This window comes from Halomonas sp. SL1, from assembly GCF_003030865.2.
Lineage (GTDB): Bacteria > Pseudomonadota > Gammaproteobacteria > Pseudomonadales > Halomonadaceae > Halomonas > Halomonas halophila.
Genome location: NZ_PYUQ02000010.1, coordinates 64,839 through 79,772 on the forward strand (window position 1 = coordinate 64,839; position 14,934 = coordinate 79,772).

General features: G+C 69.2%; 12 protein-coding genes. 3 read left to right on the forward strand and 9 right to left on the reverse strand.

All coding sequences use genetic code 11. The annotated features are described in order from the left end of the window. Positions 1-141: 141 nt before the first annotated feature. Positions 142-702: a SprT-like domain-containing protein gene (locus C9J49_RS04015; RefSeq protein ID WP_107181531.1), complete on the reverse strand. Its 561-nt coding sequence runs from the start codon at positions 700-702 to the stop codon at positions 142-144. Between the two features lie 65 nt (positions 703-767). Here C9J49_RS04015 and C9J49_RS04020 point away from each other — a divergent pair, with 65 nt between their 5' ends. After that, positions 768-1,439, forward strand: a complete 672-nt coding sequence (locus C9J49_RS04020) for a YecA family protein (RefSeq protein ID WP_046078240.1) — start codon at positions 768-770, stop codon at positions 1,437-1,439. A 106-nt stretch (positions 1,440-1,545) separates the two neighbouring features. On the opposite strand, the gene C9J49_RS04025 is transcribed toward C9J49_RS04020, so the two are convergent. Next, positions 1,546-2,667 carry a phosphatidylserine/phosphatidylglycerophosphate/cardiolipin synthase family protein gene (locus C9J49_RS04025; RefSeq protein WP_107181532.1) on the reverse strand — a complete coding sequence of 374 codons (1,122 nt, stop codon included), beginning with the start codon at positions 2,665-2,667 and terminating at the stop codon, positions 1,546-1,548. 136 nt (positions 2,668-2,803) lie between these two features. On the opposite strand from C9J49_RS04025, the gene plsB reads away from it, so the two are divergent. Then, the gene (plsB, locus tag C9J49_RS04030; RefSeq protein WP_107181533.1) at positions 2,804-5,245 is read left to right on the forward strand and encodes a glycerol-3-phosphate 1-O-acyltransferase PlsB; all 2,442 of its coding nucleotides are present in this window, start codon (positions 2,804-2,806) and stop codon (positions 5,243-5,245) included. A 6-nt stretch (positions 5,246-5,251) separates the two neighbouring features. Here the strand turns inward: plsB and C9J49_RS04035 are convergent, their stop codons facing one another. From C9J49_RS04035 to ampD, 6 genes are all read right to left on the reverse strand, one after another. Beyond that, a complete protein-coding gene (locus tag C9J49_RS04035) occupies positions 5,252-6,013 on the reverse strand; it encodes a class I SAM-dependent methyltransferase (protein ID WP_107181534.1) in 762 nt (253 codons plus the stop codon). Next, complete coding sequence (gene tsaB / locus C9J49_RS04040; protein ID WP_046078244.1) at positions 6,010-6,714, reverse strand: tRNA (adenosine(37)-N6)-threonylcarbamoyltransferase complex dimerization subunit type 1 TsaB; 705 nt, start codon at positions 6,712-6,714, stop codon at positions 6,010-6,012. The genes C9J49_RS04035 and tsaB overlap by 4 nt, the downstream gene beginning before the upstream one ends. 212 nt (positions 6,715-6,926) lie before the next feature. Beyond that, positions 6,927-7,583 carry an adenylate kinase gene (gene adk / locus C9J49_RS04045; RefSeq protein ID WP_046078245.1) on the reverse strand — a complete coding sequence of 219 codons (657 nt, stop codon included), beginning with the start codon at positions 7,581-7,583 and terminating at the stop codon, positions 6,927-6,929. 233 nt (positions 7,584-7,816) lie between these two features. Then, on the reverse strand, positions 7,817-9,769 hold the full coding sequence (gene aceF / locus C9J49_RS04050) for a pyruvate dehydrogenase complex dihydrolipoyllysine-residue acetyltransferase (protein ID WP_107181535.1): 1,953 nt from the start codon (positions 9,767-9,769) through the stop codon (positions 7,817-7,819). Between the two features lie 73 nt (positions 9,770-9,842). Further along, complete coding sequence (gene aceE, locus C9J49_RS04055; protein ID WP_035597529.1) at positions 9,843-12,518, reverse strand: pyruvate dehydrogenase (acetyl-transferring), homodimeric type; 2,676 nt, start codon at positions 12,516-12,518, stop codon at positions 9,843-9,845. 336 nt (positions 12,519-12,854) lie between these two features. Next, entirely contained in the window at positions 12,855-13,424 is a 570-nt protein-coding gene (gene ampD, locus C9J49_RS04060) for a 1,6-anhydro-N-acetylmuramyl-L-alanine amidase AmpD (RefSeq protein ID WP_106487915.1), read from the reverse strand. Between the two features lie 77 nt (positions 13,425-13,501). Here ampD and nadC point away from each other — a divergent pair, with 77 nt between their 5' ends. Beyond that, a complete protein-coding gene (gene nadC / locus C9J49_RS04065; protein ID WP_107181536.1) occupies positions 13,502-14,353 on the forward strand; it encodes a carboxylating nicotinate-nucleotide diphosphorylase in 852 nt (283 codons plus the stop codon). Positions 14,354-14,365: 12 nt separating this feature from the next. Here the strand turns inward: nadC and C9J49_RS04070 are convergent, their stop codons facing one another. Next, positions 14,366-14,887 carry a GNAT family N-acetyltransferase gene (locus tag C9J49_RS04070; protein WP_107181537.1) on the reverse strand — a complete coding sequence of 174 codons (522 nt, stop codon included), beginning with the start codon at positions 14,885-14,887 and terminating at the stop codon, positions 14,366-14,368. Positions 14,888-14,934: the final 47 nt, after the last annotated feature.

The following is a 14,934-nucleotide window of genomic DNA, read 5'->3' on the forward strand; positions in this document are numbered from 1 at the left end:
TCTGTCCTTGGGGTGGTCCCTTCAGGTTGACGATGCCGATCGCGGCGACCGGCGCCATAAGATGATTTCAGCATACTCCTCCGTTGACGCGCCTTCCCCTTAGACATTGGTATGAACGTTTTTCTTTTCTATAACAATACCTTAAGAGGGTTCATCAAGATCCCTTAGGCCCATATAGACCAAGGTCTCGGCACAATGTCGACAACGGTAGGCGCGCCCGGAGCGGGCCAGGTCATGGCGCCGCGCGGTGAAGGCGTGCTCGCGGCAGCCGCAGCGGTAGCGATGCGGCGCGGGGCTCGCGCGGCCGGTGTCGAAGCGATGGGTGGTGCGGGGCGCGAGCCCGAACAGCCGGCGCATCACGGTGCGCCATTCATGGCCGTGAGGCCTGGCCTGGGGGCCGCCCTCGAGGTGATGCACCAGCCAGTGGGCCATCTCGTGGGGCACCACCTCGACCAGAAAAGCGTGGCGATTCTCGTCGAACAGCACCGGATTGAAGCGCAGTCCGCCGCGGCCGAAATGTGCCTGCCCCGCCGAGCGGCCGCGCAGGTCCAGCCACACGCCGGGCCGCGGCAGGGCCGGATGCACCTCGCGGCACAGCGCATAGGCGGCCTCGACCCGCTCGCGCAGTGCCGCCCGCCCGGCCTCGGCATCGAGGCCGGCCAGCCAGTGCGGGTCGGGGTCGGGCAGCGCGGGAGCGGTCATGGGATGCTAGAATGGCGCTCCGTTTAGATGGCGTAAAGCCCCGCCGACACCAGCGAGTGAGAGACATGTCAGACGACAAGCCACAGCCCCTGCCGCTCCTCGACGACGAGGCCCTGGACCGCCTGGACGACTTTCTCGAGTCGGACGGCGTCGACGCCGACGCCCTGGACCTGATCGGCGCCCACGGTTTCCTGGTCGCCCTCGCCGTCTCGCCCAGCGACGTGCCCCCGGCCACCTGGGTACCGGAGCTCTTCCACGGCGAGCCGACCTTCGCCGACGACGCCGAGCGCGAGGAAGTGCTGGGGCTGCTGGAGCAGCTGCGTGCCACCGCCATCGAGGTCCTGGAGGGCGGCGGCCTGCCCGAGCTGCCGTTCGATCTCGAGCTTGGCGGCGTGCCGCCCGAGGAGACGCCGATCGGCGACTGGTGCGCCGGCTTCATGGAAGGCGTGTTCCTCGACGAGCCGGCCTGGTTCGCCGAGGACGAGGAGACCGCCGCCACCCTGCTGCTGCCCTTCATGCTGCTCTCCGGGCTGTTCGGCGACGAGCCGGACATGGCCGAGCTGGCCAAGGACGGCGACCGCCTCGAGAGCCTGACCGCCCAGCTGCCCGAGCTGGTGCTGGATCTCTATCTCCACTTCCGAGTGCCGCCGGAAACGCCCAAGCCCAAGCCGCGCCGCAAGCAGCCCGCCGGCCAGAGCAAGGGCAAGGGCAAGGGAAAACCGAAGCGCAAGAAGTAAGCTGGAAGACCGCATGAGCCCGACGACCTCGGGGTCACGGGTTTTCTTCAAGCTTCCAGCTTCTGCCCGCGAAGCGGGCGTTCTTCCAGCTCCGGGCGACGCCTGGCTAGCGCAGCCGCGTCAGCCATCCATCCAGGGTGCCGTACAGCCACTCCTTGAGGCGCTGCAGCCGCGGCCGGCGCGCCCAGGCCTCGACGTGAATCTCGCGGCTGGCAGCGAAGTTGCGCTGGAACAGCTCGGCCACCTCACCGGCCAGCCGTGCGTCATCCACCTCCTGATTGGCCTCCAGGTTCCACTGCAGGCTCCAGTGATCGAAGTTGCACGACCCCAGGCTGACCCAGTCGTCGGCCAGGGTGAACTTGGCGTGGATGAACGACGGCTGGAACTCGAAGATACGCACCCCGGCGCGCAGCATCCGCCCGTAGAAGCGCTGGCCGGCGTAACGCACCCCGGGGTGGTCGTGGCTGGCCCCGGGCAGCAGCAGGCAGACCTCCACACCGCGGCGGGCGGCGCGCACCAGACGACGCCGCAGGCTCAGGGTCGGCACGAAATAGGGCGTGCAGATCCAGATGCGCCGCTGCGCCCCGCTCACCCGCCGCTGCAGCGAGTGGCGGATCGCCTGGTAGCGATAGCCCTGGCCCCAGACCACGCGTCCACGCATGCCGTGATAGCCCTCGCGAACGGGGCTGTCGCCGCCCAGGCCGTGTACCAGCGCCGGCGCGCCCGCGCCGCGGCTCAGCGGCGAGTCCCACAGGCTCGAGAACAGCCGCACCCAGTCCGCCACCACCGGCCCCCGGATGCGCAGGGCCACCTCGTACCAGGCCTCGAGAAACTCGTCGACCAGGCCGAAGCCGCCGGTGAAGGCCACCTCGCCGTCCACCACCACCAGCTTGCGATGGTCGCGGGTCAGGTTGCGGGCCAGCGAATGCCAGCCCAGTGGATTGAACCAGCGCAGCGCCACGCCGGCCGACTCGAGCCGCCGGCGATCCTCGGTGGCGAGCCCCATGGCGCCATAGCCGTCGAGCAGTAGCAGCACCGTCACGCCGCGCGCCGCGGCGCGGCTCAGCGACTCGATCACCGCACTGGCCAGGCGCCCGGACTCCATCAGGTAGAGCTCGACCAGCACCGAGTGGCGGGCGCCATCAACGGCCTCGAACATGGCCGGCAGGAAGCGCGACGCCTCGGGCAGCAACTCGAACCGATTCCCCTCTCGCCACATGCCGTGCATGACGCCTCCCTGGCCATGATGACAGGCGGCCATTGACGCACGTTTGCCGAGGCGGGAAAAGCCGGACCGCCAACGCCTGACCCGGTGCGGCCGGCATGCGTATACTGGCCGCACATGCGACCACACAGGCAATCGGATGGCCGACTCCCGCTGGCGCCCGCTGCGCCGACTGCTCCATGCCTGGGTGCGGGTGCGCCACCGCGAACCCGCCCCCGAGGCGCTGGGCCTCGATCCCGAGCTGCCGACCGTCTACGTGCTGCCCCGCCCGGCGCTCTCCGACCGCCTGCTGCTCGAATGCCTGACCGAGCGCGACGGCCTGCCGTCCGCGGCGGTGCGTCGGTCCAAGGGCGATGAGGCACCGCCTCCCCTGCTGGCCCTGCCCGACCCGCGCCGGCGGCAGCGAAAACCGACCCTCCTGCGGCACCTGATCGAGCGCGGCGAGGACGTGCAGCTGGTGCCGGTGAGCGTGTTCTGGGGGCGCGCCCCGGGCAAGCGCTTCGGCCTCTGGCCGCTGCTGGCCGCCGACGACTGGCGGCTCACCGGGCGGCTTCGGCGCCTGCTGGCGGTGCTGGTCAACGGCCGCGACCTGGAGGTGCACCTGGGCGCACCGCTGCGCCTCTCGGAGCTGGCTGACGGACGCGATCCGGCCCTCCTCGAGCGCAAGGCCGCCCGCCTGCTGCGCGTCCACTTCCGGCGCGTGCGCGAGCGGGTGCTCGGGCCGGACCTGTCCCACCGCCGCACCCTGATCGCCGGCGTGGTGGCGAGCCCCGAGGTCCAGGCCACCATCGACAAGCAGGCCGGCGGCGACGAGGCCCGTCGGGAGCGGCTGCGCCGCCGTGCGGGGCGCTACGGCCGCGAGATCGCCGCCAGCATGAGCTACCCGGCGCTGCGTTTCCTCGACGGCCTGCTCGGCCGGCTGTGGCACCGCCTCTACGACGGCATCGACCTGCGCGGCATCGAGCGCGTCAAGGCGCTGGCCGGGCACCACACCCTGGTCTACGTGCCCTGCCACCGCAGCCATATCGACTACCTGCTGCTGTCCTACGTGCTCTACGAACAGGGGCTGATGCCGCCGCACATCGCCGCCGGCCGCAACCTGGACATGCCCGTGATCGGCCCCCTGCTGCGCCGTGGCGGCGCCTTCTTCCTGCGCCGCAGCTTCCGCGGTCAGCCGCTCTACGCGCGGGTCTTCGACGAGTACCTGCACCGCCTGCTGTCCCGCGGCCACAGCCTCGAGTACTTCATCGAGGGCGGGCGCTCGCGCAGCGGCCGGCTGCTGGCGCCACGCCCGGGCATGCTGGCCATGACCCTGGGTTCCTTCCTGCGTCGCCCCGCCGCCGGCCGGCCGCTGTCGTTCGTGCCGGTCTACATCGGCTACGAGCGCATCCTCGAGGAGGCCAGCTACCGGCGCGAGCTGGCCGGCGGCGCCAAGCGCAAGGAGAGTCCGCTGGCGCTGCTCGGCGTGCTGGGCAGGCTGCGCGAGCCCTACGGCCGGGTCACGGTGAACGTCGGCGAGCCGCTGGACCTGGCGACCTTCCTGGACACCCATCAACCGGACTGGCGCGCGGCCATCGGCGAGCCCCGTCCGACCTGGCGCGCCTCGGCGGTGTCCCGGCTGGGCGAGACCCTGGCCCGGCGCATCAACGCCGCCGCCACCCTCAATCCGGTGAACCTGGTCGCCCTGGGGCTGCTGGCCACGCCGCACCGGGCCATCGAGGCCGAGCTGCTCGAACGCCAGCTCGCGCTGCTGGCCGAGCTCAAGCGCCCGCGCCCCGGCGACGAGGGCCACCCCCTGCCCCCCGGCAGCCCACGGGACTGGATCGATCACGCCCGCGCCCTGGGACTGCTCGACTATCGACCGCACCCGCTGGGCGACCTGGTGGCCGCCGACGACCACCAGGCGGGCCGCCTGGCCTGGTATCGCAACAACGTGCTGCACCTCTACGCACTGGCCGGCCTCGTCGCCTTCGCCTTTCGTCATCAGGCCCGCCATGGCCGCGACGCTCTGGCGGCGCTGCTGGCACCGGGCTGGCCGGTGCTGGAGCACGAGCTGTCGATCGAGGCGCCGGCCGACTTCGAGGCGGCGCTGGACGCCACCCTCGCCCAGCTCGCCGAGGCCGGGCTGCTGATCGAGGAAGGACAGGGATGGCGACGCGCCGAGGGGCTGGCCGAGGCCGAACAGCTGCGCATGCTGGGACGGCTGATCCGTCCGACGCTGGAGCGCGGCTACCTGCTGGTCGCTGCCCTGCTCGGCGAGGCGCCGGGCCACTTCGACCACGACGGCCTGGCGAGTCACGCCCGCCAGCTCGCCGAGCGCCTGGCACGGCTCACCGGGCGCGACGCCCCGGAATTCTTCGACGCAAGGCTGTTCGACGGCCTGCTGGAAAGCCTGGAACGCGAGGGCTGGCTGACGGTCCGCGACGACCGCCTGCACTATGAAGAGACGCTGCGCGAGGCCGCGCGGCGCAGCCGGACGCTGTTCGACCCGGCGCTGCGCCATCGGCTGGAGCGGATCGCCGCCCGGCGGATCGCCGCGCGAGGAGCCTCCGGAGAGCATGCGGCGACGCCGGGCGACTAGCGGGGACTAGTCGCTCAGGGCACGATGGACATAGAGGTCGTAACGGCTGGTCTTGCCCTCCAGCACGTGGCGCGGCGCAGGCCCCTCGATGGGCGGCGCCTTGCGTGGCCGCTTGACCACCACCCGATGGGTCGCCACGTCCAGCGCCGCTTCCAGCAGCCTGGGCGCGTCGGCGTCGTCTCCGGCCAGCTCGCGGAACAGCCGCATCTCCTTCTTCACCAGCGCCGACTTCTCGCGATGGGGAAACATCGGGTCCAGATGGACCACCTGGGGCGCGATGGAAGACTGCGCCACCAGGTCGGCGAGCTCGCGGCTCGCGTCGCCATGGGCCAGGCGCAGCCGGGCGGCGATCTCGGCGGTGTCCGGGTCCGCCATGGCGCGCGCCAGGCCGTCCTCGAGCAGTGCGGCGATGGACGCGACCCGCTCGACCATCAGCACCTCGGCGCCGAGCGTCGCCAGCACGAAGGCATCGCGGCCGAGCCCCGCGGTGGCGTCCACCACCGAGGGCGTGGCGCCCTTGCCGAGCCCGCAGGCCCTGGCGATCAGCTGGCCGCGGCCGCCGCCGAAGCGGCGCCGGTGGGCCGCCTTGCCCTCGACGAAGTCCACCGCCAGCGGCTTTCCGTAACGCTTGGCATCGCCGGCCAGCACCAGCCGGCCGTTCTCGCGGCCGAGCCGCAGCGGCGGCGCCTCGCCCGACGCCAGCGCGTCGGCGTCGGGCAGCCCCCAGCGCGCGGCCAGGGCCGCGTCGTTGGCCGCGACCGCGCTCATCGGCTCTTCTGCCAGGCGACCTGGTCGCGCAGGTAGACCGGCTGCACCTCGGCGGCCGGGCGCCCTTCACCGGCCTCGAAGGCATCGGCGGCCAGGCGCACCATGTCCTCGGCGGCGGCCTCCTGGTCGGGCAGGCACAGGCTCATGCCGGCCTGCACGTCGGCCGGCATGGCGTCCCACAGGGTCCAGCCGGAGCCCACGCCGACCCAGTCGTGATCGGCATGGGCCTCGGGCAGGCGCAGCCGTTCGGGCGGCAGCACCGCCTCCTCGGCCAGGCACTCGACGCGGCCGTCGAAGCACTGCCAGGCGGCGGCGTAGATCTCGCCCATGCGCGCATCCAGCGCGGTGACCAGATAGCGGTAGCGATGGCGAAGATGCGCGCCCAGGGCCAGCGCCTGCAGGGTCGAGACCCCGAGCAGCGGGCGGTCGAGGCCGAAGGCCAGGCCCTGGGCGGTGCCGGCGGCGATGCGCAGGCCGGTGAAGGACCCCGGGCCATGGCCATAGGCCACCGCGTCCAGCTCGGCCGGGGCGACGCCGGCCTCGGCCAGCACCTCGTCGACCATCGGCATCAACCGGCGGGTATGGGCTCGGGGAGTGAGTTCGAAGCGGGAGATCACCTCGTCGTCGACGCCCTCGCGACGCCGCAGCAGGGCGGCGGAGCAGGCGCTCGAGGAGGCATCCAGGGCCAGCAGGATCGGCATGGGTCTCTAACGGTGCGGGAAGTGTCGGAGCATTATACGACAACGGCCCGCGCAATGCGGGCCGTTACCGATGCCATCGCCGGCGGCGATGGCTCGGAGCGCCGGGGACAGGTCGTAGAGGTTTTTTTGCCAGGGAAGGCAAAAGGTAGCGCCCAGGGAAGGGTTCACAGCGCCCCTCGAAGACCTGTCGCCGGACCCGCTCCAAGGACGGATCAGCTCTCGAGGGCGGCGATCACCTGCCCGGTGATGTCGTCGACGCTGCCCACGCCTTCCACCTTGTGGTAGGCCGGCGCGGCATCGGGTTCCTGCTGCGCCCACTGCTGGTAGTAGTCGACCAGCGGTGCGGTCTGCTCGTGATAGACGGACAGGCGATTGCGCACGGTGGCTTCGCTGTCGTCGTCGCGCTGGATCAGCGCCTCGCCGGTGACGTCGTCCTTGCCCTCTTCCTTCGGCGGATTGTGGTCGACGTGGTAGACGCGGCCGGAGGCCGGGTGCACGCGACGGCCGGCCAGGCGGTTGACGATTTCCTCGTCGGGCACGGCGATCTCGAGCACGTGATCGAGCTTCACGCCCGCTTCCTTCATGGCGTCGGCCTGGGGAATGGTGCGCGGGAAGCCGTCGAACAGGAAGCCGTTGGCGCAGTCCGGCTGGGCGATGCGCTCCTTGACCAGGGCGATGATGATGTCATCGGATACCAGGCCGCCGGTGGTCATGATCTCCTGGACCTTGAGGCCCAGCTCGCTGCCTTCCTTGACGGCGGCACGCAGCATGTCACCGGTGGAAATCTGCGGAATGCCGTAGCGCTCGCAGATGAACTGGGCCTGGGTTCCCTTGCCGGCGCCCGGCGCGCCCAACAGGATCACTCGCATCGAACTGCTCCTTGGAAGTGGTGGTGGATTCGAAAAAGAGGAGAAATGGAGAATAGCGAACCATACCGGGGCGACCGTCGTCACACAAGCGACACACGGGCCACAAGGCCCTGAGTGCGCGAGAAAATCCCGTGCGATCAAGGAGCTGGCGGTTCTAGCACTTTGGTATTCCCCGGCCCGGAAACGCCGACGGCGCCTTGCGGCGCCGTCGGTCGTGGCTCACTCGTTCTCGATCAGAGCAGCAGGCGACGGATGTCCGTCAGCATCTGGCCGAGGAAGGCGGTGAAGCGCGCCCCGTCGGCGCCGTTGACCGCCCGGTGGTCGAAGGAGAGCGACAGCGGCATGATCAGCCGCGGCTGGAAGGCCGCGCCGTCCCACACCGGCTTCATCGACGCCTTGGAGACGCCGAGGATGGCGACTTCCGGCGGGTTGACGATCGGCGTGAAGGCGGTGCCGCCGATCGAGCCCAGGCTGGAGATGGTGAAGCAGCCACCGGTCATCTCCTCGCGCTTGAGCTTCTTCGACTGCGCCTTCTTGGCCAGCTCCACGGACTCCTTGGCCAGATCGATCAGCGACTTCTGGTCGGCGTCGCGAATCACCGGAACCATCAGGCCGTCCGGCGTATCCACGGCGATGCCGATGTGCACGTACTTCTTCTGCACCACGGTCTCGCCGTCGCTCTTCAGGCTGACGTTGAACTGCGGGAACTTCTGCAGCGCCACGGCGCAGGCCTTGATCAGGAACGGCAGCGGCGTGAGCTTGGCACCCTGCGCCTCGGCCTCGGCCTTCATCGACTTGCGGAAGGCCTCGAGCTCGGTGATGTCGGCCTCGTCGAACTGGGTGACATGCGGAATGTTGACCCAGCTGCGATGAAGATTGGTGGCGCCCATCTTCATCAGGCGACCCATCTTCTTCTCTTCCACCTCGCCGAACTGGCTGAAGTCCTGGTCCGGGATCGGCGGAATGCCGGAACCGCCCTCGGCCGCGGCCGGCGCGGCAGCCGGTGCCTTGGCCTGACCCGACATCACCTGCTTGACGTAGGCCTGGACGTCTTCCTTGAGCACCCGCTCCTTGGGACCGCTGGGCTTGACCAGGGCGAGATCGACGCCGAACTCGCGGGCCAGCATGCGCACCGCCGGACCGGCGTGCACGCGCTTGCCGTCACGCGGCTTCTCGGCGCTGGCCGGGGCACTCGCGGGCGCGGCGGCCTTGGCCGGCTGTTCCGACTTGGCCGGGGCCTCGGCCTTGGGCGCACTCTGCTGCTGAGGAGCGGCCTTCGGCGCGGCGCCGGCGGTCTCGATGTAGCCGATCAGGTCACCTTCGGAGACGGTGTCGCCTTCCTTGACGGTCAGCTCGACCAGCTTGCCCGCGAACGGGCTCGGCACGTCCATGGTGGCCTTGTCGGACTCCAGGGTGATCAGCGGGTCTTCCTCGGCCACCTCGTCGCCGACGCTGGCGGCGATCTCGATCACCGGCACGTCGCTGGAACCGGACAGGTCCGGCACGCGAACCTCGCGACGCTCGGGCTCGCCGCTGGCTTCCTCGGCCGGGGCGGCCTCGGCGGCCGGAGCCTGCTCGGCGGGTGCGGACTCGGCTTCCTCGGCCGGCGCCTCGTCGGCGCCACCGGCGATCTGGATGGTGCCGATCACGTCGCCTTCGGAGACGGTATCGCCTTCCTTGACGGTGAAGCTGGCGATCTTGCCGGCGTGCGGGCTCGGCACGTCCATGGAGGCCTTGTCGGACTCCAGGGTGATCAGGGTGTCCTCGGCGGCCACCTCGTCGCCCTCGGACACCGCGACTTCGATGATCTCGACGTCGCTGGCGCCGCCCAGGTCGGGCACGGTGATGTCCACGGTCTGGCTGCCGCCGGACGCGGGCTTGGCGGCCGGCGCTTTCGAGGAGGGCTCGGCGGCTTCGGCGGGCTGCTCGGGCTCGGCGTCGCCGCCGCCCTCGACCTCCAGCTCGACGATGTCGTCACCCTCGGAGACGGTGTCGCCTTCCTTGACCAGCACCTTGACGACCTTGCCGCCCTTGGGCGACGGCACGTCCATGGAAGCCTTGTCGGATTCCAGGGTGATCAGGGAGTCCTCGGCGGCGATGACGTCGCCGACCGCCACCGCGATCTCGATGATTTCCACATCGGTGTCGCCACCGATGTCGGGCACTTTGATGATTTCGCTACTCAAGGTCGCGCTCCTTCAAACTCTTCACGGGGCGGGCCTTTCGACAGGCCCGCCATGCCACCGGTCGGTCGACGCCTCAGACAGAGAGCGGGCTCGGCTTGCTGGGGTCGATACCGTACTTCTCGATGGCCTCGCCGACGACCTTGCGATCGATCTCGCCGCGGTCGGCCAGCGCCTTGAGCGCGGCCACGGTGACGAAGTAGCGGTTGACCTCGAAGAAGTGACGCAGCTTCTCGCGGGTATCGGAGCGGCCGAAACCGTCGGTTCCGAGCACATGATAGTCGGTCGGCACCCAGGCGCGGACCTGGTCGGCGTACAGCTTCATGTAGTCGGTGGAGACGATGGCCGGACCCTCACGGCCTTCCAGGCAGCGCGTGACGTGCGGCTTGCCCGGCTCGTCGGCCGGATGCAGGAACGCCTGACGGTCGACTTCCAGGGCCTCGCGACGCAGCTCGTTGAAGCTGGTGACGCTCCAGATGTCGGCGCCCACGCCCCACTCCTCGGCGAGCATCTCGGCGGCGGCCTCGACCTCGCGCAGGATGGTGCCGGAGCCCATCAGCTGGACCCGCTTGTCGCCCTGGGTCTCGCGCAGCAGGTACATGCCCTTGATGATGTCGTCGGCAGGGACCTCCTCGAGGGCCGGCTGCTCGTAGTTCTCGTTCATCACCGTCAGGTAGTAGAAGCAGTTCTCCTTGTCGGCGAACATGCGCTTCAGACCGTCCTGCACGATGACCGCGACCTCGTGGGCGTAGGTCGGGTCGTAGCTGCGGCAGTTGGGGATGGTCGAGGCCTGGATCAGGCTGTGACCGTCCTGGTGCTGCAGGCCCTCGCCATTGAGGGTGGTACGACCGGCGGTGCCGCCGACCAGGAAGCCGCGCGCCTGCATGTCGCCGGCGGCCCAGGCCAGGTCACCGATGCGCTGGAAGCCGAACATCGAGTAGTAGATGTAGAACGGCAGCAGCGGCAGCCCGTGGTTGCTGTAGGAGGTCGCGGCGGCGATCCAGGAGGACATGGCGCCGGCCTCGGTGATGCCCTCTTCGAGCACCTGGCCGGCCTTGTCCTCGCGGTAGAACATCAGCTGGCCCTTGTCCATGGGCTCGTACTTCTGGCCCTCGGAGGTGTAGATGCCGAGCTGACGGAACATGCCTTCCATGCCGAAGGTCCGCGCCTCGTCGGGCACGATCGGCACGACCTGCTTGCCGAAGCCCTTGTGCTTGACCAGACCGTTCAGGATCCGCACGAAGGCCATGGTGGTGGAGACCTCACGGCCCTTGGAGCCGGCGGTCTGGGAGGCGAAGATCTTGTCGTCGAGACCCGGGATGTCGAGCGCCTCGAAATCCGGGTTGCGCGCCGGCAGGTAGCCGCCCAGGCGCTCGCGCTGGAGATGCATGTACTTCATCTCCGGGCTGTCGTCGCCCGGCTTGTAGTACGGCATCTCGTTCTCGATGGCCTCGTCGGACACCGGGATGCCGAAGCGGTCGCGGAAGCTCTTGAGCACGTCCTGATCGTCGATGGACTTGATCTGGTGCGCTTCCATGTCGGCTTCGCCGCCAGCGGCCCCCAGGCCGTAGCCCTTGACGGTGTGCGCCAGGATCACGGTGGGACGGCCGCTGTCGTTGTGGAAGGCCTCGTGGTAGGCCGCATAGACCTTGAACGGGTCGTGGCCGCCGCGGTTGAGCTTCCAGATGTCCTCGTCGGACATGTCCTTGACCATCTCGGCGGTTTCCGGGTACTTGCCGAAGAAGTGCTCCCGGGTATAGGCGCCACCGTTGGCCTTGCAGTTCTGGTATTCGCCGTCGACGGTCTCGTCCATCAGCTTCTGCAGGACGCCCTTCTTGTCCTTCTCGAACAGGGTATCCCAGTGGCGACCCCAGACGACCTTGATGACGTTCCAGCCGGCACCGCGGAACACGCCCTCGAGCTCGTCCATGATGCGGGAGTTGCCACGCACCGGGCCATCGAGACGCTGCAGGTTGCAGTTGATGACGAAGTTGAGGTTGTCGAGCTTCTCGCGGCTGGCCAGGTGGATCGCCCCCAGGGTCTCCGGCTCGTCGCACTCACCGTCGCCCAGGAAGGCCCAGACCTTGCGGTCCTGCATCGGCTGCAGGCCACGCTGGTCCAGGTACTTCATGACGTGGGCCTGGTAGATGGCCATGATCGGGCCGAGGCCCATGGACACGGTGGGCAGCTGCCAGTAGTCCGGCATCAGCCAGGGGTGCGGATAGGAGGACAGGCCGTCGCCGTCGACTTCCTGGCGGAACTTGTCCATCTGCGCCTCGGTGAGGCGCCCTTCCAGGAAGGAGCGCGCATAGATGCCCGGCGCACTGTGGCCCTGGATGAACACCAGGTCGCCCTTGAAGTCGCCGTTGGCCGCGCGGAAGAAGTGGTTGAAGCCCACGTCATAGAGGGTCGCCGAGGACATGAAGCTGGCCAGGTGGCCGCCGATGCCCTTGTTGGCCTTGTTGGCCCGGGTCACCATCGCAGCCATGTTCCAGCGGATCAGCGAGCGGATACGACGTTCCATGAAGAGATCGCCGGGCATCGGCGCCTCGCGGTGCACCGGAATGGTGTTGCGGTGCGGCGTCGTGACCGAGAAAGGCACCTGCATGCCGTCATGGCGATAGCGATCCGCCAGGCGGGTCATCAGATACCGGGCACGTTCCTCGCCCTCGCGATCCAGTACCGATTCCAGGGAATCCAACCATTCCGCGGTTTCGACCGGATCGAGATCTTCTCTTGTCTCAAGACTCATAGACGTCTCTCCGAATGACGTTGGGGGCAACAGCCCCCAGCAAGGGGGTGTGGCGCATGATGACGGTCATGGAAGGATCACCTCCATGCCGGAATATTTCTGTTGTAGTCGTTTTACAAGTCAGCACGACTAAAGTCGGCGGGTGCGCCGACGATACCGCAAACGCTGCCGACTGCCAATTGAAGCAGACATGGAAAGCCTTTTCAAAACTTTGAAATCGGATGCCAGTTCCCGTTTCCTGCTGAATCGAGCCAGATCGACGGCGTTATCCGATTTCATCGCCGCTTCGCCGACACGTTTCCTCGACACGCCATGGGCTTTTATAAAACAGTTTTATTACGAAAGAATGGCCGTGGCGGCCAGGCGCTGGCGAAAATAGGCCCAGTCGAAGGCCGGCCCGGGGTCGGTCTTGCGTAGTGGCGCGACATGGGCATGGCTGGTGATGCGCGCCTCGCTCATCGCCGGATAGCCCGCCAGCAGCGCTCGGGTCGCCCGGGCCAGGGCCTCGTACTGGGCCGCGGTATAGGGCGAAACCTCGTCGCCCTCGAGCTCGATACCCACCGAGAAGTCGTTCAGCCCCTCGCGCTCGACCCCGCCGTCCCGCCAGCGCGAGCGGCCGGCGTGCCAGGCCCGATCGTGGAAGGGCACGAACTGCACGCATTCGCCGTCGCGACGAATCAGCAGGTGCGCGGAGACCCGAAGCCCGGCGATCTCGGCGAAGAACGGGTGGGCGTCCGGCTCCAGGCGATTGGTGAACAGCCGCTCGATGGCATCGCCGGCGAACTCGCCCGGCGGCAGGCTGATGGAATGCAGCACCAGCAGCGAAACCTCGCCGGCCGGACGTGCGTTGTGGTTGGGCGACGGCACCCGCCGGGCATCCGCCAGCCAGCCTTCGTGAATCGGCATCTTTCCCCCTGACGTCGGTCCTGACCTTTCCCCTATAATGAACGCCCCTAGCTTCCCCGCACAGAGACCACGCCACCATGCATTATCAGGACGCCCTCGCCGAAGAGATCCGCAACAGCGCCGCCCGGCTGCTGGCCGAGGACGTCGGCCCCGGTGACATCACCGCCGAGCTGATCCCCGAGAAGGAGTGGGCCCGGGCCCGGGTGATCACCCGCGAGCCGACGGTGCTGTGCGGCGTGGCCTGGGTCGACGAGCTGTTCCGCCGCCTCGACGCCCGGGTGGCACTGCGCTGGCAGGCCGCCGACGGCGACCGCCTCGAGGCCGGGGCGCCGCTGCTCGAGCTGGAGGGGCCGGCACGCAGCCTGCTCACCGGCGAGCGCGCGGCGCTGAACCTGCTGCAGACGCTGTCCGCCACCGCCACTCGCACCCGGCACTACGTGGACCTGCTGGACGGCACAGGCGTGGGCATCCTCGACACCCGCAAGACCCTGCCCGGCATGCGCCTGGCGCAGAAATACGCCGTGACCTGCGGTGGCGGCCTCAACCACCGCATCGGCCTCTATGACGCCTTCCTGATCAAGGAGAACCACATCGCGGCCTGCGGCGGCATCGCCGCGGCGGTCGAGGAAGCCCGACGCATCGCCCGCGACCTGCCGGTGGAAGTGGAGGTGGAGACCTTCGAGGAACTCGACCAGGCGCTGGCCGCCGGCGCCGACATCATCATGCTCGACAACTTCTCGCTCGACGACATGCGCGAGGCGGTGCGCCACAACGAGGGGCGCGCCATCCTCGAGGCTTCGGGCAACGTCGACGAGACGACCCTCCAGGCCATCGCCGAGACCGGCGTCGACCGCATCTCCAGCGGCGCCCTGACCAAGGACGTCAAGGCGATCGACCTGTCGATGCGCTTCCTGGAACAAGGCGCCTAGGCGGCGCCCGACTCAGGCCGGCTGCGGCGCCAGCGGCTTCTCCAGGCGCCGGCGCGGCAGCCGTTCGCCGCCACGCTCGACCCATTCCTCGCGCACCCGGGACCAGCCGCGGCGCTCCAGGCCATCGGCCATCACCAGGCTGGCGTCGATGCTCAATCGCTCGCCACCGCGCTCGCGCACCAGTCGCTCGGCGTGCCCCAGCAGGGCACCGCCGATGCCGCGCCGGGCCAGCGACGGCCAGACGTAGAGCGACTCCACATGGCCGCGGGGCAGATCCAGCTCCAGGAAGGCCACGCAGCGACCGTCACAGGTCGCCACCAGGGTGGTGTAAAGCGCATGCCGCGCCACCCAGGCACTGCCCTCGCGGGGCAGCACCGCCGCCCAGGCCTCACGGGCGGCCAGCGTGTAGTGGCTCATGGCGCCCTGCATGACGGCATGATGGAAGACCTCGGCCTGATCGCCGCCGTCCTGGGCGCGAGCCTCGCGGTAGAGAATGCGCGGCGCCGCGTCGTGCGGAGATTCGAACTGACCCATGAGGGACACCCTGCGAAGATGAAGACGCCCAGAGACTACCGAAGCGA

What these genes read in the sequence shown, in the direction of transcription:
- C9J49_RS04020 (WP_046078240.1), top strand. Translation starts at nt 768, where the DNA reads ATGTCAGACGACAAGCCACAGCCCCTGCCGCTCCTCGACGACGAGGCC.
- C9J49_RS04035 (WP_107181534.1), bottom strand. Translation starts at nt 6,013, where the DNA reads ATGAGCGCGGTCGCGGCCAACGACGCGGCCCTGGCCGCGCGCTGGGGG.
- C9J49_RS04025 (WP_107181532.1), bottom strand. Translation starts at nt 2,667, where the DNA reads ATGCACGGCATGTGGCGAGAGGGGAATCGGTTCGAGTTGCTGCCCGAG.
- C9J49_RS04070 (WP_107181537.1), bottom strand. Translation starts at nt 14,887, where the DNA reads ATGGGTCAGTTCGAATCTCCGCACGACGCGGCGCCGCGCATTCTCTAC.
- ampD (WP_106487915.1), bottom strand. Translation starts at nt 13,424, where the DNA reads ATGCCGATTCACGAAGGCTGGCTGGCGGATGCCCGGCGGGTGCCGTCG.
- nadC (WP_107181536.1), top strand. Translation starts at nt 13,502, where the DNA reads ATGCATTATCAGGACGCCCTCGCCGAAGAGATCCGCAACAGCGCCGCC.
- plsB (WP_107181533.1), top strand. Translation starts at nt 2,804, where the DNA reads ATGGCCGACTCCCGCTGGCGCCCGCTGCGCCGACTGCTCCATGCCTGG.
- C9J49_RS04015 (WP_107181531.1), bottom strand. Translation starts at nt 702, where the DNA reads ATGACCGCTCCCGCGCTGCCCGACCCCGACCCGCACTGGCTGGCCGGC.
- aceE (WP_035597529.1), bottom strand. Translation starts at nt 12,518, where the DNA reads ATGAGTCTTGAGACAAGAGAAGATCTCGATCCGGTCGAAACCGCGGAA.
- tsaB (WP_046078244.1), bottom strand. Translation starts at nt 6,714, where the DNA reads ATGCCGATCCTGCTGGCCCTGGATGCCTCCTCGAGCGCCTGCTCCGCC.
- adk (WP_046078245.1), bottom strand. Translation starts at nt 7,583, where the DNA reads ATGCGAGTGATCCTGTTGGGCGCGCCGGGCGCCGGCAAGGGAACCCAG.